The sequence below is a fragment of the Paenibacillus sp. J31P316 genome (assembly GCF_056269105.1).
This window is the reverse complement of the sequence record NZ_JBWDNI010000001.1, coordinates 479,131-496,041: the sequence shown is the minus strand read 5'-3', so window position 1 is coordinate 496,041 and position 16,911 is coordinate 479,131. Positions and strand designations below refer to the sequence as shown.

The following is a 16,911-nucleotide window of genomic DNA, read 5'->3' as shown; positions in this document are numbered from 1 at the left end:
ACGCGCTTACGAATGCCAATGAGGCGCTAGGCCGTAACGCTAATCACGACATGTCGGTCACGGCACGCGAGAGCGTGAGGCAAGCATTACGGAACACGATTTACAGAGGTCGTAGCGAGGCAAACACCAAAATCGAGACGAGAAACCCGGGGAGAGTGGGCATATGTTGACGGAAGCGCTGAAGGATAACGTGCTGGAGAATGAGTGGCATCCCGTATGTATTGCGAGCAAGCTGAACGACGCACCGCTGTCGGTTACAATCCTTGGGGAACGCGTGGCCGTATTCCGCGCGGGGAGCGGCGGTGTCTACGCGCTGCGCGACCTGTGCGTGCACCGCGGCGCGATGCTGTCCAAGGGAAGGGTGGAAGGGGATAACCTCGTCTGTCCATATCACGGCTGGAAATACGACGGGAGCGGCGCCTGCGTCTGCATTCCGGCGCAAGGCAAATCGGACACGATCCCGCTTCGAGCCCGCGCGGAGAATTATTCTTGCATGGAAAAGTACGGCCTGGTATGGGTGTGCATCGGAGAACCGTCACATTCGCTGCCGGATCTAGAGGAATTCGAAAATCCGGATTATCGGCCGCTGGCTTGCGGCCCCTATACGGTCCATGCTGCCGGCACGAGAGTCATCGAGAACTTTACGGATTTTGCCCACCTGATGTTCGTGCACGGCGGTCTTCTCGGCCATCCGGATTATGCGGAAGTGCCGGACTTCAAGGTGTTCAAGGAGAAGGATCGCGTATACACGAGCGATGTGCCGATCTTCCAGCCCGTGGCGCATTCCGGCTCCGAAGCGGAGGAAGGGACGACGTACGTGTATGTGAAAGAAGTGTTTCGCCCGCTCGCGGGGCGCCTGTCCAAGCGGGATGCGGCCACGGGAGAGACGCTGTGGATTCTGCTGACCGTGCTGCCGGTGACGGAGAAGGAATGTACGGTTTACATGGCCGTCTCGCGTAATTATGGCTTCGATGTGCCGGATGAGCAGTTTATCCGGTTTCAGGATACGGTGTTCGAGCAGGATGCCTGGATCATCGAGACCCAAAAGCCGGAGCTGCTTCCGCTTGATCTGCAGCAGGAGCTGAACCACAAGGCGGATGTCCTGTCCGTCGCTTACCGGCGATGGTTGATCGAGCTTGGCGTAAGGATCGGCATGGCTTAATCACTCTCTAGGGGAGGCGAAAGCAGTGGCTTATCAGGTGACGGACGAGCAAGTGAGATTTTACGAGCGCGAAGGCTATGTTCAGTTGGACGGCGTGTTGACGGAGCCGGAGCTCGAAGAGCTGACGACTTACTTGGAAGAAGTCATGCGCGATCATGCCGCAGGCGGAGATAATCCGGAGCTGGAGCGCGTGCTGCTCATGAGAATGAACACGTGGAAGGAGTCCGCGGGCATGGCGAAGTATTCGCTCAGTCCCTACCTTGCGGGCATTGCGCTGCAGCTGACCGATTCATCCGGCTTGCGGATGTTTCACGACCAGGCGTTCTGGAAAATGCCCGGCGATTCCAAAGCAACGCCGTGGCATCAGGATGCGACGTACTTCCCGATGAAGGAGTCCGACGTGATGACGATGTGGATTCCGCTCGAAGACGTCAACGAGACGAACGGCTGCCTGTCGTTCGTGCCGCGCTCCCATCGGGCCGGCAAGCTGGACAATGTCGATTTCGTCAAGCCCGTCGACTTGTTCGAGCTGGCGAAGGATACGGCCGCCGCGGGCAATGAACCGGTTGCGGTCCCGCTCAAGCGGGGAAGCTGCACCGTGCATCATGGGCTGACCTTCCATTATGCGTATGCGAACCAGACCGACCGCCCCCGCCGGGTGCTGACGATCGTCTATATGCCCGAGCATGCGACGTTCGACGGAAGCAGCAGGCATCCCTTGACGAAAGGTCTGGGCTTGAGCGACGGCGATGCCATTACCGGGGACATGTTCCCGGTGGTAGCGCGCCGAGGTTGAAACGCGAAGCTTGATCGGCTTTGTCCCCCGAAAGGCGGAACGGGCGGTCAGGCTTTTTTTCGTCTGTAAGGGAGCAGGCAAACGTATAAATCAGCCGCGTCCCAATGAGATTCGCATGGCGCCTCTTCGCGGGATGCCGGCAGAATTTGGCGTACACTTGGTAAGGGCGGGAATCCAAGGGTATAATGGAAGCATATCTTAGTCGCAGTCGTCTATTTTGTGCAGGCCATTAATACGTACCGCAACTTTAGCTTCGAAGGAGTCGTGAATCGGATGAAGGATACGATCGGAAAAGCTATTTCATTGGGATTGGGATTGGCGCTCGCAGGCAAGGAGCAGGTCGAGAAGACGTTCGACGAGCTCGTCAAGAAAGGCGAGGTCAGCAAGGCGGAATCCAAAGCGCTGGTGGAGGAACTGCTCGCTAAGGGCGATGAGCTGCGCAAACAGGTCGAGACGATGGCTCGCGAGCGCATGCAAGCGCTGCTTGGCGAGAACAAGCTGGCGACAAAGGAGGATATCGCCCGAATCGAGCAGCGCTTGGATGCGCTGGAACGGGAACGCGTGAATCCTTCCGAGTCATGATCGGGGGCAAGTCATGAATGCGGGGAAACGGCTGCGGCAATTGCAGCGATATCGAACGATCGCCTCGGCGCTGGCGCGCAACGGCCTGGGGTATGTCTCCCATGAGATGGGGCTGACAGACAAGCTGTTTTTTTTTCGCAGCGAGGCGCAGAGGGAGCTTCAGGTCAAGAGCTTGGGAGAACGCATCAGGCTGCTGCTCGAGGAGCTTGGCCCGACCTTCGTAAAGCTTGGACAAATCGCCAGTACGCGTCCTGATCTCATTCCCGCCGACATCGTAACGGAGCTGGAGCGCCTGCAGGATCATGTGCCCGCTTCGCCGTTCGAGGACGTCGCCGCCATCATCGAAGAGGACCTAGGCGCGCCGATCGATCAGCTGTTCCGTTCCTTCACCGCGGAACCGCTGGCGGCGGCATCCATCGGTCAGGTGTATCGCGCGACCTTGCAGGACGGCACGATGGTCGCGATCAAGGTGCAGCGGCCGGCGATCGGGAAGCTGATCGAGACCGACCTGGATATTTTGGCGGACTGGGCACGGCTCGCCGAGAGTACGATGGAGTGGGCGCGAATTTACCGGCTTCGCGAAATCGTGGATGAGCTTGGCCATGTGCTGCGCAAGGAGCTGGACTATTCGCTTGAGGCGCGCAATGCCGAACGTTTCATCGCGCAAAGCGAGAATCTGCAGCATGTCCACGTGCCCGAGATCTATTGGGATTACTGCTCGAAGCGCGTGCTTACGATGGCTTACGTCGACGGCATCAAGCTGTCCGACCGTTTGCAGCTGGAACGGGCGGGGTTGGATACCCGCGTGCTGGCGGATCGTTTCGCGACGACGATTCTTCATCAGATTCTCGTTGCCGGCTTGTACCATGGCGATCCTCACCCCGGCAATGTGCTGGCGCTCTCGGACGGTCGTCTGGCGCTTCTGGATTTCGGCATGGTCGGCAGGCTGAATCCGAGCATGAAGAAGCAGTTCGTAGCGTTCGTCATCGCGCTGCGGAACCAAAGCTCGAAGGGCGTCATGCGCGCGATTTCGAGCATGGGCGTCATCCCGGAAGACGCGGACATGGAGGCGCTCGGCGCCGACGTCGACGAGATGAGGGAGAAATATTACAAAGTACCGCTCGAGCGGATCGGCTTCGGCGAGATCGTGAACGATCTGTTCTCGCTGTCGTTCCGCCACCGGATCCGCATTCCGTCCGAGCTGACGCTGCTCGGCAAAGCGCTGCTTACTATGGAAGGCGTCGTCACGGCGCTGGATCCGACATTCAGCGTGTTCGACGTGGCCGAGCCGCTTGGCCGGAAGCTGTTCCTGGAGCGGATCGATCCGCGCAATATTTGGAGGAATTGGGTCGAGGACGTGCCGGAGATGATCGATTTGATCAGCGACGTGCCGCTCAGCCTGAAGCAATTGTCCCGTATTATCCGTCAGGGGAAGCTTCGCGTCGAGGTTGCATCCCCGCAAGTGGACATGCTGACGAAGAAGATGGATCGGATCAGCAACCGATTGTCGCTCAGCATCGTGCTGTTGTCACTCAGCATCCTGATGGTCGGATTGATCATCGGTGCCGCTTTAAGCCATACGCAGACGATGATTTGGCATATCCCGATCATCGATATCGGGTTTGTCGTCGCGCTGGTCATGTTTATCTGGCTGATCGTGGCTATGATTCGTTCCAATCGGTTCTGATAGGTGAAGTAGAAGTCAGGTAGAGTGACGCGAAGCCAATTTTTTGGAAATGTAAGCGCAGCTGAATACGAACATCGGTCTAGAGCTTTGAATAGGATATTACCTATTCAAGGCTCTTTGTGCGTTATGGGGCATTGCGCTGACCTACCGGTTCCGGGCGGACCGTTCACATACAGCAAGACAAGTACACGACAGACATTCACGAGGGCAAAGGAGAAATCAACATGCGTAAAATGATGAAACCGACGCTGCTGCTGCTGGCGGTCCTGCTGCTGGCCATGACGGCCGCGTGCGGCAAAAGCTCCAAATCGGATGAGTTGACGACGGTCAAATTTTCAGAAGTCATCCGTTCGATCTTCTATGCGCCGCATTATGTCGCCATGTCGCAGGGCTTCTTCAAGGAACAAGGCTTGAACGTCGATATGAATACCGCGCAAGGCTCCGACAAAGGTGCGGCCGCGCTCATCGCGGGAACGGCGGACATATCCATGGTCGGTCCGGAGACGACGATCTATATCTACAATCAGAAAGGCGATAAGACGCTGAAAGTGTTCCATCAGCTTACGGCGAAGGACGGTTCGTTCCTGCTCTCGAGAGAGAAGATTGACGATTTCAATTGGGGCGACCTCTCGGGCAAGACGGTCATCGGCTGGAGACCGGGCAGTTCCCCGCAAATGGTACTGAATTCTCAGCTCTTGAAGGAGCAGGTGACGGACGCCAACGTCATTACGAACATCGCATCGCCGGCGATGGCAGGCGCATTCACGAGCGGTCAAGGCGACTTCATCCAAGTGTTCGAGCCTGTCGCTTCCACGTTGGTCAACCAAGGCAAAGCCTATTACGTCGCTTCGCTCGGCGAAGACTTCGGCGCATACCCGGAGACGTCTTACGTCGCGACTTCCGACTTCATCAAGTCGCATCCGGACATTATCAAGAAATTCACGGCTGCCGTTACCGAAGGCGCGAAGTGGCTGAACACCGCCTCCGACGAAGAGATCGTGGCGGCGCTCAAACCGTTCTTCGACGGCACGTCGGATGAACTCATCCTGCAATCGGTCAACCGGTATAAAGCGCAGGATACGTGGCCGACCGATCCTGTTCTGACGCAGGAGCAATTCGATATTCTCCAGAACGTGCTCGTGGAGAACGGCGTGCTGAAGGCCGATGAGAAGGTAACGAAGATGGATGACGTCGTCGACATGAGCTTCGCGAAGCAGCTCGGAAAGTCGGACTAACGCCGGTGGCACGCAAGGAGATCGGCGCGTCGAAGCCGGGGCAGGAGCATATCCGGCTGAACGGCGTGGGACTTAGTTATTTTACGCCGAGAGAAGAGACCGAGGCGCTGCGCGATATCTCGCTATCGATCGGCAGGGGCGAATTCATCAGCATCGTAGGGCCGAGCGGCTGCGGCAAGAGCACGCTGCTCTCTCTCGTCTCCGGCATGCTTCGGCCGACGCAGGGGACCGTAACGATCGACGGAGCGGAAGTGACCGGATCGTCGGATAAAGTCGGCTATATGCTGCAGCATGATCATTTGTTCGAATGGCGTGACGTACTAGGCAATGTGACCGTCGGGGCGGAAATCCGCCGGATGAAAAAGGCGGACGCGAGGCGAAAGGGCCAGGAGCTGCTGGAGCGTTACGGACTGGGTGATTTTATCCACCACGCGCCCGCCCAGCTGTCCGGAGGGATGCGGCAGCGAGTGGCGCTGATCCGCACGCTTGTCGCTGAGCCGGACATCTTGCTGCTCGACGAGCCTTTCTCCGCGCTCGACTATCAGACGCGGCTGACGCTGTCGGAGGAAGTGTTCGGCATCATCAAGGATCAGGGCAAAACGGCCGTGCTCGTCACGCACGACCTGTCCGAGGCGATCAGCATGGGAGACCGCGTGCTCGTCATGTCCAAACGGCCGAGCACGATCGCGGCGGCGCACGACATCGTATTCGACGAGGGCGATAATCTGTCCCCGTGGAGCAAGCGGCAGGCTGCGCGATACCACGACTACTTCAATACCATATGGAAGGAGCTGGATGAGCATGCCGTCCCCGCTTTATGACCGCTACCTGCGCGCCCAGAAGCGCAGGCAGCGGCTGATCTGGCTTGCGCGGCTTGCGCTTCTGGCGGTCTTCCTCCTGCTATGGGAGTTCGCGGCCAGGTGGAAGTGGGTGGACTCCATGCTCACCAGCAAGCCGTCGCAGCTATGGTCGTCTTTTCGCGATTTGGCGATGGAAGGCAAATTGTTTCATCACTTATGGATCACGAGTCAGGAGACGCTTATCGGCATCGCGGTTTCCATGGCGATCGGATCGATCGTGGCCGTCTTGTTCTGGTGGTCGACATTTGCTTCGAAGGTGCTCGATCCGTATATGGTCGTATTGAACGCCTTGCCAAAAGTCGCCCTCGGGCCGATATTTTTCATTTGGCTGGGGGACCGTTATTCGGTGTACGGCATGGCGGTCGCGATTTCCGTCATCGTGACGATCATTATGATCGAGAGCGGCTTCAAGGATATCAGCCGGACGAAGCTGAAGCTCATGGAGTCGTTCGGCGCCACCAAGCTGCAAATGCTAGGCATGGTGCTGCTTCCGGCAAGCGTTCCGCATTTGATCGCGACGCTCAAGGTGAACGTCGGCTTGACGCTCGTCGGCGTCATCATGGGCGAGTTCTTATCCTCGAAAGCCGGTCTCGGTTATTTAATCATCTATGGCGGCCAGGTGTTTCAGATGAACCTGGTCATGGTCAGCATCGCGCTGCTAGCGCTGTTGTCGATCGTGTTGTACGGGCTCGTTAATCTGCTCGAGCGGTATGCGCGGCAGAAGTATCACCATGAGGCTTGATCGCAAGGATGCGCAATCTTTTGTAATCCACATGCCAGGACCCGTCCCGGAATAAGGTTGCCCGCGACTTCGACGCCACCTTGTCGAACAGGGCTTCCTTCTGCCGGGCGTCCAATTCCTTCACGAAATCGTCAGCGAATCCGGCCAGCCAGTGGTTTAAGCCGGCTTCTCCGTCCTTCATCATCGTAGGCCGGTCGAAATGAAAGGCTGCCTTCACGGCGAAGCCTTGGTCTTCCAGCAGCTTGCTATATTGCGCGATGCTCGGAAAGTACCAGGGATTTCGCGATGAAGCATCGATTCCGTAGTCTTCGGCCAGCGACTCGCCAAGGGCGGCGATCACGGTTTCGACATTGCCGCGCCCTCCGAATTCGGCGACGAATCGGCCTCCGGCATCGAGGGCGTTCCATACGCAGCGGATCACTTGCTCGGGCTTCTTCATCCAATGCAAGGCCGCGTTCGAGAATACGGCATCGTATGCACGGTCGCAAGCAAAGTCCTCGGCATTGGCGACGCGAAAATCCAAATGCGGGTATTTGTCTTGGGCACTGGCGATCATGCTTGCCGACAAATCCATGCCGGTTACGATGGCGCCTGTTTGGGCGATCGTCTCCGTTAAGTCTCCGGTGCCGCAGCCTAAGTCGAGAATATGTTCTCCGCGTACAGGCTGGAGCAGCTCGACGACGCCTTTGCCGAATTGCGATACAAAGCCCAGCTTATCGTCGTATGCTCCGGGATTCCATTCGTTAATAGAAGCCATCTCGATCACCTCTTATCGTTGATGAGGCTATTGTCTCATGGTCGGCGTTATTCGTAAAATATAAGATGGGAATGGACTTTATAGGATTTGGCTATGAATAAGCCGTTCGGTTAACCATAAAGCTGAACGTAAGACGGCAGAAAGATGAAATGCGAACCCCACTTCGATATAATGGGTTGAGCTGCTGGCAGCAGCAAGCGGTACTTAATCCATAATCCGAAGGAGCACATGAGATGACGAACAGCAGTGAATTTGTCAGCGGTTGGCTGAGCCACCGCAAAGTCTTGCACGAGATGCTTAAGGATGTCACGACGGAGCAGCTACAATTGAAGCCGCACGAGAAAGGCATGTCGCTGGCGGAGCTCGTCCTGCATATCACGGGAGCGATGGGCATGTTCGCTTCGTCGGTGCAGAACGGTACATATACGAAGGGGGCGCCCTCGAAGCCATTTACGACAAGCGACGAGCTAAGAGCGAACATCTTGGCGGATACGGAGCAAACCGAGGCGCTGCTGCGTTCGCTTACGCCGGAGCAATTAGACCGTACGATCGAATTTTTCGGCCGTTCGCTGTCAGGCAGCGCGCTGCTCCAAAATGGCAAAGAGCATGAAATTCACCATAAAGGGCAATTGTTCATTTACCTTCGTTTGGCCGGTATCGAACAGCTGCCGTTTTACGTTAGCAAAGGGTAGAGCGGAGTTGGTCCGGTTAACGTGAATTCGGACGGAGACTAACGGTTGTCAGCGTTGCTAATCCATGAATAATGCAGTGTATCAGGATCTAACGGTTCTGACAGTCGTTATTATCGTAAAAGCGCTGTTTGATACGGGAAAATCGCGCAATAAGCCTCCTGACAACCGTAAGCCATGTACAATAAGCATGTTTAGCCGAATAGTCCTCCGCACAACCGTTAGCTGTGCGGGAAACGTCGTTGATTGTTCTACATGTTAATCGCTATAGTCGTTGCCCTCCCATTCATTTAAATCTTTGCAACGAACGCAAAGACCACTTCATCACGAAGTGGTCTTTGTTGTGTTTATGGAACATAGCAGCCTCTATGCATAGCAGCCTCTAAGCTTCTAACGGGCGAAAATCGTCTGCAAGCTGCTCGGCGGCCGTCCCGGTCTCATTTGAAAAACAAGAAGTGGGTCGGCACCGGCCGAAGCTGCCCGTCCGACGGGTGATTGACGACCCGGCCGTTGAAGACGAGCGTCGACGAGCCGCCGCCGTCGAGATTATAGCCGTCGATCGCGCCGAACCGCTGCAGCAGGATCTGCACCTCTTCGAGCGTCGCGCCGGAGCTGCCGTTCTCGTTGCGCCCGTCGATGACGAGGAAGAGCAGCTGGTTGTCCTTATAATTGGCGATGATGGTCCGCGGCGCGCGCAGCGGGCTCGTCTGCCACTTGGTCGGAATCGTCAAGGTTCTGCCGTTCTGCAGCAGCACCGGCACGAAAGAAGCGCCGAACCGCGGGTTCTGCTTGTCCAACTGATCGCGGCTCGAATATTTGCCGCCGATCAGCTCGAGATTGTCGTTCAACCCGACGAAGAAGAGGTCCTTGAACGAAGGATCAAAGCCGTTCAAATAGCTGCCGTTCATCACCGTGGTGCTGAGCGGATACCGTTTGCCTCCGTCGTCCGCGAAGCCGCCGGCATTGACGCCGGCGATCGCGTTGTAGCGGCGGGCAGCCGCGAGCGTCGTCTCGGCGCCGCCGTTCTTATCCTGCCCGAGAACCATCTTCATCGCTTCGGGCGATTTCAGCTTGACCTTCAGCGCATAACCGCTGAAGTATTGCGCATGGATCGTGAACAGCTGCGCGCGGATGTTATCGGATTGGATCTGCTGCGCCGGCGATCCGATTTTCAACGTAATGCGGCGGTCGTAGATTCGATAAGGCCTGTCGGCTTGCGAGACGGACAGCGTAACGATGGCATTCATGCTTTTGCCCGTCGCCGTATAGAGCGCGATCGATTTCTTGAGCGACTTCGCGGTCACGAGCGCCTTCTGCTTCGCAGCGTCGAGGCCATCCGTTAGTTTTCCGGTGTCGGCCGGCACGTTAACCTCCGACAACGCTTGCTTCGGGAAGGCGTCGTCCGGAAGCGTGATCGACAGATCCGCGGCCAGCAGCCAGATAACCAGCCCGATGAACGGGGCGCAGGCCAGCAGACAGAAGCGATTGATGCGTTTGACGGTCAACGTCATTTCAACACATCCAGACTTTTTTGCAGCTCGGCCAGCTTCTTCTGTACCTGGCTCAGCTGCGTGAACAGTTTGTTGCTGTTGTCCGTCTTGGAATTCGTGTTATCCTTCGTGAATTCCAGCAGCTCGTTCAGCGCGTCGACTTTGCCTTGAACCTTGGTCAGCTCGCCGGCAAATTGCGTTTGCATCTGCTTCAGCTGCGCGTCGTAATCCTTCTGCATCGCCGTAATCTGCTGCGAAGTCTGCGCGGCGATTTCCTGGGTCATTTTGGCCTTCACTTGGCCGGTATACCATATGGTACCGAAGACGCCGCAGCCGATCAGCAGCACCCATACCGCGAGAAATAACGGCACGGACGGCTTGGACCTGCGGGACGTGCGTTCGGTTGAGCGCTGCGCCGCCGTTTGCAAATTCGTTTCCATGTTGTGCATCACTCCTAATGACCTAAAATTGCGAAATGCGGGAAATCGTTCGTCTTCGGGCAAAGTGCCTACCAACGGAAACTATATTCTACCACAAAAATGGTAGAAGAGCAGGCAGAGGGCCAGGCCGGCGAATGGCTTTGCGAGCTGCGTGCGCGAACGACCTGCGAGAGAGGCTGCATCGCTCGCGTCTGAACAGACGAGAATAAGCCGGAACAGGTTGCGAATAGGCGAGGCTCTTCACTTCATGCTATAATGTCGGAAATCCAACCCCGAATTTCGAGAGAAGGCAGCCAAGATTGCGATTCCGGAAGATTTACCGCAGCTATATTCAGAACAATTTGTTCGTCAAAGTCATTTTGGTCTTCGCGATGATCGTGAATCTGACGATCATTACGCTCTCTTATTTTCTCTTTACCCTCATGTCTTCGTCCATCGCGGACAGCGAGCTGAACAACCAGAAGCAGGCGATGGAGCGGGTCAACCGCTATATGGAGCAGAAATACGAAGGCGTGCAAAGCCTCATGCAGAACGTGTATCGCAACAGCGTGCTGGCGAGCAATACGTCGTATTTCCTGCAGCATCCCTACAACGACTACGCCCAATATTTGCTCGACCAGAATTATGCAGGCGGCAACGAGAGCGCGATCGATATCTTAAGCTATCTGGCAGACAGGCTGGACGCGGATCCGGACATTCAGAACATCCTGCTGTACAGCACGGGGAAGCAGCAAATGTATGCATTCAGCCGTAACGGCTCGCGGAAGCTGTATTCGACAAATCCGACCCGCTCGTACATTCCGGAAATCATGGCGGCGGAAGGGCCGGCAGCCGGTACGCCGAACGTGTGGATTCGCACGTTGATCGGCCAGTGGAATGCACAGTTGTATGCCATGCGCATTCAAGTGAACGATAACAATACGCTGCAATCGATCGGACAGCTCCTCGTCTATTTCGATGCGGGCATGGTGAGCCGTTCGCTGGAGCAGACCGCGTTCAAAGGCGAGATTCTGGTGCTCACGCCGGACGGCCAGGTGATGTCCGATACCTCGAACCGCTTCTACGGGAAGCCATATCCGTATATGAAACAGCTCGATTCGCTCAAGGCGTCGGACATGCTGGACGAGCCGTCGTACATCTCTACGCTGACGCAGAACAAGGCCGGCTATCTCGTGGTCGGCATTATGCCGAAGCGCACGGTGGCCGAAGCCTACGCGGGGATCAAGCGCACGATCATACTCATCAGCGCGATCTGTATCATCGTTGCGATCATCGTCCCGTCGGTGTTAGTCGTCAATATCTCTCGTCGGACGAATCGAATCGTCCATTTCATGCGGAAGGTGGAAGGCGGCGACTTGAGCGCCCGGCTGCAGGATGAGCGGGAAGACGAGCTCGGTCAAATTTCCCGAAGCTTCAACGACATGTTGGACGAGCTCGGCCGCCATATCGATCGGGAGTACAAATCGGAGCTGCGCTTGAAGCAGACGGAGCTCGCGGCTTTGCAGGCGCGGGTGAACCCGCATTTCCTGTACAATACGCTGGAAGTTATTCGGATGCGCGCGATGTCGCAGGGGGCAGCGGACGTCGGCGAGATGATATACAGCCTCGCCGCGCTGTTCCGCAATTCGGTCAGCAGCCGGACCGAGAGCACGCTTGGCGAGGAGCTGGAGATGTGCCGCTTATATCTGGAGCTTTTCAGGATTCGCTATAAGGACAAATTCGCCTACGAAATCGATTGCGCGCAGGAGCTGCTCCCGATTCTCGTGCCCAAGCTGCTGCTGCAGCCGGTCGTGGAGAATTATATCGTGCATGGCATGGATTCGAGGCGCAAAGACAATCTGCTGACGATCGAAGCCGTCGAAGCGGAAGGCATGGTGTTCGTCCAAATCCGCGACAATGGCAAAGGCATTCAACCGGCCAAGCTGGCAAGTCTCCGGAAGAAGCTGAGGGTGCCGGAAATCGAAGGGCAGGATTCCTTCGGATTGCGCAGCGTGCACGATCGCATCCTGCTCATGCACGGGCCGGCCTATGGATTGCATATCGAAAGCGCGCTCGGGAGCGGGACGTCAGTGATCGCATACTGGCCCGCGGCGCAGAAGAGAGAGGAAGCTGGCGATGTATAAAGTTTTGCTTGTGGACGATGAACCGTTCATTACGGAAGGTCTGAGCGACGCGGTGGACTGGTCTGCTTTCGGCCTCGAAGTCGTCGGGAGCGCGGAGGACGGCGAGGAAGCGCTGGAGCGGCTGCGCGAAGTGAACGCGGATTTGCTCATTACGGACATTTCCATGCCGATTATGACGGGGCTTGAGCTGATCCGCGCAGCCCGGGAGCTGCAGCCGCAGCTGAAGGTGATTATATTGAGTGGGTACAACGAGTTCGATTACCTCAAGGAAGGCATGCGGCTTGGCATCGAGAACTATTTGCTGAAGCCGATCCGCTTCGAGGAGCTCGAAGCGACACTGGCCGACACGGTGCGCAAGCTGGACGCGGACAAGCCAATGCCAATCTTCGGGCAGGATGAGATCGGCATTTTGCGGGATAACGTCATGACCCGCTGGGCGAACGGACGGATCGCGTTCCCTGAATTGGCTGAGCGAACGTCTCTGCTCGGCATCGACCTGTCGAAGCCATACACGGCGCTGGCGATCATTCGTTTTGGCCCAATTACCGATCCGACCAACATTCCCGACCCGACCGGCGCTACCGGACCAACGGACACTACCGATTCCATGTACGTCGCCGATCCGGGAAGCTCCGCCGACCCCATCGCTGACCTCTTGTCCATCACCACGGAGGAACTATCGTTCATTCCGTTCCATAACGAAGAAGGCGATTTGGTTGCGGCATGCTGCATAGACGGAAGCGAGCAGGCGAAAGCTAAGCTCACGGAAGCGCTGGAACGTTTGGCGGCAGGGTGGGAGAGCCGGCAATGGCAGCCGCGCATCGCGCTCGGCGAAATCGTGCGGATGGCGGATGCCGCCGTCAGCTACGGCCAGGCGCGCAAAGCGCAGCAATTCTTCCTGGTGCTTCCCGAACGTCAGTTGATCGATTATGCGCGGATAGCCGCGGAGACTTCCGCGCTGCCGACGGAGTTATTCAATTGGGAGCTGTATGCGAAGGCGATCACGGCGAAGGACAAGGACGAGCTGACGCAGCGGATCAAGCGGGACTTCGCGGTCATCCGGGCGCTTGAAGGCCTGCATCCGGCCCGGGCAAGGGGCGCGGCCGTCGAGCTGATGATCCTGATGAAGATGGAGGTCGACAAGCTCCGGCGGGCCGACACTCCGGAAGTCTTCAAGGAGCTGCTCGACAGGGCGGTCGCAGCGGAGTCGCTCGCAGGCGTGGAGGACGCGGTAACGACGGCTGCATACTTCGCGGCCGACTCGTTCTCCGGCGAAGACATGAGTCCGGTCGTCAAGCAGGCGCTGCGCTACATCCACGAGCATTACGAGGAACCGTTGACGCTGAAGTCGCTCGGACTGCAATTTCACATCCATCCCAACTACCTGGGTCAGCTGTTTCACAAGCAGACGGGCGACACGTTCACCGATTATTTGAACAAATACCGCATCGAGCGGGCTAAGGAACTGCTGGCGGACAGCCGGCTTAAGGTCAGCGACATCGCGAGGCAGGTCGGGTATTGGGAGACCGGTTATTTCTATAAACAGTTCAAGAAGCATGTCGGCATGGTGCCTGGCGAATATAAGGAGCTGCTGTGACGCCGATGCGCCGCATGCAGCTCCTTTCTTTAATTTGTACACGTATTCTTTGTTTTCTATTATTTTTGAAACTGTTTTCATCTTCTAAGATGAAGAAGAAGGAAGTTTCGACATGATTCTACACAGACATTAGGGAGGCTATACCATGAGAACGACCCGTAAGAAAGCAGCAATCGGACTGACGTCCGCCATGGCAGCAATGCTTTTGCTAAGCGCATGCGGCAGCAACGGCGGCAATAACGGCAACACGGCCGCAAACGACTCGGCTTCCGGCAATGCATCGGGCAACAGCAGCGCCGAACCGGTTGAATTGAACTGGTACACGATCGGTACGCCGCAGAAAGACGTAGACAAAGTTATGGATGCGGTCAGCGCATATACGAAGGAAAAAATCGGCGCCACGGTCAAAATGACCATGATCGACTGGGGCGACTACAACCAGAAGCTGCAAGTCTTGACGGCTTCCGGCGCGGACATCGACATGATGTTCACGGCAGCATGGGCATTCGATTATGTACAAAACGCACGTAAAGGCGCTTTCGCACCGATCGACGATCTGCTTAAGCAATATGGCAAAGGCATTACGGACACATTGGATCCGGCCTTCCTCGAGGGCTCGAAGGTCGACGGCAAGAACTACGGCATTCCGGCCTATAAAGAGCTGCCAACGGCAGAGGTATGGCGCTTCAACAAAACCATCCTGGACGAGAACAAGCTGAACATCACGGGCATCAAGACGCTGGAAAGCCTGGAGCCGCTGCTCAAAACGGTGAAGCAAAACAATCCGGACGTCACGCCGCTGCAAGTGGACAAGAACTACACGCCGTACATCCCGTACGATTACCTGATCGAGAAATTCCCGCTGGCCGTTAAGCTCGGCGATACCGGCTACAAAGTCGTAAACGTCTTCGATACGCCGGAGATGAAGCAAGCGCTGGATACGATGCACAAATACTATCAAGCCGGCTACATCCCGACGGAAGCCGCAACGCTGGAATCGTCCTCGGACGTGCAAGCAACGGGCAAATGGTTCGCGGATAAAGCGACGACGCAGCCGTTCGCGGACAACGTATGGTCGACAAGCTACGGCTATCCGATCGTCTCGACGCCGATGAGCGACGCGCTGATCTACAACTCGTCGGTTATGGGCTCCATGCAGGCGATCTCCGCGAACTCGAAGCATAAAGAGAAAGCAATGGAGTTCCTGAACCTGCTGAACACGGATCCGGTTCTTCGCAACATGGTTGACTCCGGTATCGAAGGTACACACTACAAGAAAACCGACGGCGACTACATGGAGAACCTGCCGGAATCCAAGAACTACGACATGCCGACCTTCGCGCTCGGCAACATCATGCTGACGTACTTGAACCCGGGCGATCCTGCCGACAAATGGGCGCAATTCAAAACGTACAACGCAGCAGGCAAACCTGCAGCGCTGCTCGGCTTCAACTTTGATCCAACGAAAGTATCCAGCGAAATCGCAGCCGTACAGAATGCGAAAGAAGCGTTCTGGGCGCCGCTGATGACGGGAACGGTTGATCCGGTTAAATATTTGCCGCAAGCGATCAAGAAGATGAACGACGCTGGCCTTGGCAAAATCCTGACCGAAGCGCAAACGCAGCTCGACGCATGGAAAGCAACGCAAGGCAAATAAACGCAATAAGCAAGCTGTTCTCATAGCAATGAAGGGCGAATGTTCCGCATTCGCCCTTTTTTTGGGAGGAGCATGCGGCGCAGCTGGCGCCGCGAACCGACTTTGCCAAGAAAGGGTGACCCCCAATGAAAGCCTTAGGGCGCTTCTTCAAAGACATGAACCGCAATAAAGCCCTGTTGTTGATGGTGCTTCCGGCGACCGTCTGGTTTATTTTCTTCTCGTACCTGCCGATGCTCGGCACGATCATTTCGTTCAAGGAATACCGCGTGCACGGCGGATTCTTGTCCAGCATCATCAACAGTAAATGGGTCGGCTTCGACAATTTCAAGTTCTTGTTCAGCACGGACGACGCTTACATCATCACCCGCAATACGCTGCTCTACAATATCGTGTTTATCCTTATCGGACTCGTTCTGGCGGTGGCCATGGCCATCGTGCTTTCCGAAATCGCAAACAAACGGCTGGCGAAATGGTACCAGACCGGCATGTTCATGCCGTACTTCTTGTCCTGGGTCATCGTCGGTTATTTCGTATATAGCTTCCTCAGCTTCGATCGGGGCATGATCAACAAAATCGCGGCTTCCTTCGGCATGGATGCGACGCAGTGGTACTCGGAGCCGAAATACTGGCCGTTCATCATCGTGATCGTGTTCCTATGGAAGTCGCTCGGCTACAACAGCGTCGTGTATCTAGCGGCCATCATGGGCATCGACAAATCGTTGTACGAAGCGGCGATGATCGACGGCGCGAACAAATGGCAGCAGATCCGCAACATCACGCTGCCGACTTTGGCACCGCTCATGACGATTCTGACGCTGCTGGCAATCGGCCGCATCTTCTATGCCGACTTCGGCTTGTTCTACCAAGTCACCCGGGATTCCGGAACGCTTTACGGCGTTACGAACGTTATCGACACCTATGTCTACCGCGGCTTGAAAACAACCGGTGAAATCGGCATGAGCACGGCGGCGGGGCTGTATCAATCGTTCGTCGGCTTCGTGCTCGTCATTACGTCGAACTACATTGTTCGTAAGTTCAACAAGGACAATGCGCTGTTTTAAGACGATTGAGAAAGCAAAAAGCATGACCTGCGG

General features: G+C 56.4%; 15 protein-coding genes. 12 read left to right on the top strand and 3 right to left on the bottom strand.

Annotation, left to right across the window (positions count from 1 at the left end):
* Positions 1-163: 163 nt before the first annotated feature.
* The 7 genes from AC0YNU_RS02110 to AC0YNU_RS02080 all read left to right on the top strand — a co-directional run bounded on the left by AC0YNU_RS02110 (position 164) and on the right by AC0YNU_RS02080 (position 7,064).
* On the top strand, positions 164-1,162 hold the full coding sequence (locus AC0YNU_RS02110) for an aromatic ring-hydroxylating dioxygenase subunit alpha (RefSeq protein ID WP_475752656.1): 999 nt from the start codon (positions 164-166) through the stop codon (positions 1,160-1,162).
* 25 nt (positions 1,163-1,187) lie between these two features.
* The gene (locus AC0YNU_RS02105; protein WP_475752655.1) at positions 1,188-1,958 is read left to right on the top strand and encodes a phytanoyl-CoA dioxygenase family protein; all 771 of its coding nucleotides are present in this window, start codon (positions 1,188-1,190) and stop codon (positions 1,956-1,958) included.
* A gap of 273 nt (positions 1,959-2,231) precedes the next feature.
* On the top strand, positions 2,232-2,540 hold the full coding sequence (locus AC0YNU_RS02100) for a phasin family protein (RefSeq protein WP_161694424.1): 309 nt from the start codon (positions 2,232-2,234) through the stop codon (positions 2,538-2,540).
* 13 nt (positions 2,541-2,553) lie between these two features.
* Positions 2,554-4,227 carry an ABC1 kinase family protein gene (locus AC0YNU_RS02095; RefSeq protein ID WP_475752654.1) on the top strand — a complete coding sequence of 558 codons (1,674 nt, stop codon included), beginning with the start codon at positions 2,554-2,556 and terminating at the stop codon, positions 4,225-4,227.
* Between the two features lie 224 nt (positions 4,228-4,451).
* Positions 4,452-5,462, top strand: a complete 1,011-nt coding sequence (locus tag AC0YNU_RS02090; protein ID WP_475752653.1) for an ABC transporter substrate-binding protein — start codon at positions 4,452-4,454, stop codon at positions 5,460-5,462.
* Positions 5,463-5,467: 5 nt separating this feature from the next.
* A complete protein-coding gene (locus AC0YNU_RS02085; RefSeq protein WP_475752652.1) occupies positions 5,468-6,283 on the top strand; it encodes an ABC transporter ATP-binding protein in 816 nt (271 codons plus the stop codon).
* A complete protein-coding gene (locus tag AC0YNU_RS02080) occupies positions 6,264-7,064 on the top strand; it encodes an ABC transporter permease (protein ID WP_475752651.1) in 801 nt (266 codons plus the stop codon). Before AC0YNU_RS02085 ends, AC0YNU_RS02080 begins: the two co-directional genes overlap by 20 nt.
* Here AC0YNU_RS02080 and AC0YNU_RS02075 read toward each other — a convergent pair.
* Positions 7,015-7,821, bottom strand: coding sequence for a class I SAM-dependent methyltransferase (locus AC0YNU_RS02075; protein ID WP_475752650.1), 807 nt, complete (start codon positions 7,819-7,821; stop codon positions 7,015-7,017). The genes AC0YNU_RS02080 and AC0YNU_RS02075 overlap by 50 nt on opposite strands.
* Before the next feature lie 233 nt (positions 7,822-8,054).
* Between AC0YNU_RS02075 and AC0YNU_RS02070 the strand changes: the two genes are divergently transcribed.
* Positions 8,055-8,513, top strand: coding sequence for a DinB family protein (locus AC0YNU_RS02070; protein WP_475752649.1), 459 nt, complete (start codon positions 8,055-8,057; stop codon positions 8,511-8,513).
* Positions 8,514-8,947: 434 nt separating this feature from the next.
* Here the strand turns inward: AC0YNU_RS02070 and AC0YNU_RS02065 are convergent, their stop codons facing one another.
* Both AC0YNU_RS02065 and AC0YNU_RS02060 read right to left on the bottom strand, forming a co-directional pair.
* On the bottom strand, positions 8,948-10,021 hold the full coding sequence (locus tag AC0YNU_RS02065) for a phosphodiester glycosidase family protein (RefSeq protein WP_475752648.1): 1,074 nt from the start codon (positions 10,019-10,021) through the stop codon (positions 8,948-8,950).
* The gene (locus AC0YNU_RS02060) at positions 10,018-10,440 is read right to left on the bottom strand and encodes a hypothetical protein (protein WP_475752647.1); all 423 of its coding nucleotides are present in this window, start codon (positions 10,438-10,440) and stop codon (positions 10,018-10,020) included. The genes AC0YNU_RS02065 and AC0YNU_RS02060 overlap by 4 nt, the downstream gene beginning before the upstream one ends.
* A gap of 299 nt (positions 10,441-10,739) precedes the next feature.
* Here AC0YNU_RS02060 and AC0YNU_RS02055 point away from each other — a divergent pair, with 299 nt between their 5' ends.
* The 4 genes from AC0YNU_RS02055 to AC0YNU_RS02040 all read left to right on the top strand — a co-directional run bounded on the left by AC0YNU_RS02055 (position 10,740) and on the right by AC0YNU_RS02040 (position 16,878).
* Complete coding sequence (locus AC0YNU_RS02055) at positions 10,740-12,563, top strand: sensor histidine kinase (RefSeq protein ID WP_475752646.1); 1,824 nt, start codon at positions 10,740-10,742, stop codon at positions 12,561-12,563.
* A complete protein-coding gene (locus AC0YNU_RS02050; protein ID WP_475752645.1) occupies positions 12,556-14,160 on the top strand; it encodes a response regulator transcription factor in 1,605 nt (534 codons plus the stop codon). Before AC0YNU_RS02055 ends, AC0YNU_RS02050 begins: the two co-directional genes overlap by 8 nt.
* A 145-nt stretch (positions 14,161-14,305) precedes the next feature.
* Entirely contained in the window at positions 14,306-15,817 is a 1,512-nt protein-coding gene (locus tag AC0YNU_RS02045) for an ABC transporter substrate-binding protein (RefSeq protein WP_475752644.1), read from the top strand.
* A 125-nt stretch (positions 15,818-15,942) separates the two neighbouring features.
* Positions 15,943-16,878, top strand: coding sequence for an ABC transporter permease (locus tag AC0YNU_RS02040; protein WP_475752643.1), 936 nt, complete (start codon positions 15,943-15,945; stop codon positions 16,876-16,878).
* Positions 16,879-16,911 lie beyond the last annotated feature (33 nt).

Bases quoted from the DNA above. Each gene is read 5' to 3' on its own strand.
- AC0YNU_RS02110 (WP_475752656.1), top strand. From the start codon at position 164: ATGTTGACGGAAGCGCTGAAGGATAACGTGCTGGAGAATGAGTGGCAT.
- AC0YNU_RS02100 (WP_161694424.1), top strand. From the start codon at position 2,232: ATGAAGGATACGATCGGAAAAGCTATTTCATTGGGATTGGGATTGGCG.
- AC0YNU_RS02095 (WP_475752654.1), top strand. From the start codon at position 2,554: ATGAATGCGGGGAAACGGCTGCGGCAATTGCAGCGATATCGAACGATC.
- AC0YNU_RS02090 (WP_475752653.1), top strand. From the start codon at position 4,452: ATGCGTAAAATGATGAAACCGACGCTGCTGCTGCTGGCGGTCCTGCTG.
- AC0YNU_RS02080 (WP_475752651.1), top strand. From the start codon at position 6,264: ATGCCGTCCCCGCTTTATGACCGCTACCTGCGCGCCCAGAAGCGCAGG.
- AC0YNU_RS02075 (WP_475752650.1), bottom strand. From the start codon at position 7,821: ATGGCTTCTATTAACGAATGGAATCCCGGAGCATACGACGATAAGCTG.
- AC0YNU_RS02070 (WP_475752649.1), top strand. From the start codon at position 8,055: ATGACGAACAGCAGTGAATTTGTCAGCGGTTGGCTGAGCCACCGCAAA.
- AC0YNU_RS02065 (WP_475752648.1), bottom strand. From the start codon at position 10,021: ATGACGTTGACCGTCAAACGCATCAATCGCTTCTGTCTGCTGGCCTGC.
- AC0YNU_RS02060 (WP_475752647.1), bottom strand. From the start codon at position 10,440: ATGGAAACGAATTTGCAAACGGCGGCGCAGCGCTCAACCGAACGCACG.
- AC0YNU_RS02050 (WP_475752645.1), top strand. From the start codon at position 12,556: ATGTATAAAGTTTTGCTTGTGGACGATGAACCGTTCATTACGGAAGGT.
- AC0YNU_RS02045 (WP_475752644.1), top strand. From the start codon at position 14,306: ATGAGAACGACCCGTAAGAAAGCAGCAATCGGACTGACGTCCGCCATG.
- AC0YNU_RS02040 (WP_475752643.1), top strand. From the start codon at position 15,943: ATGAAAGCCTTAGGGCGCTTCTTCAAAGACATGAACCGCAATAAAGCC.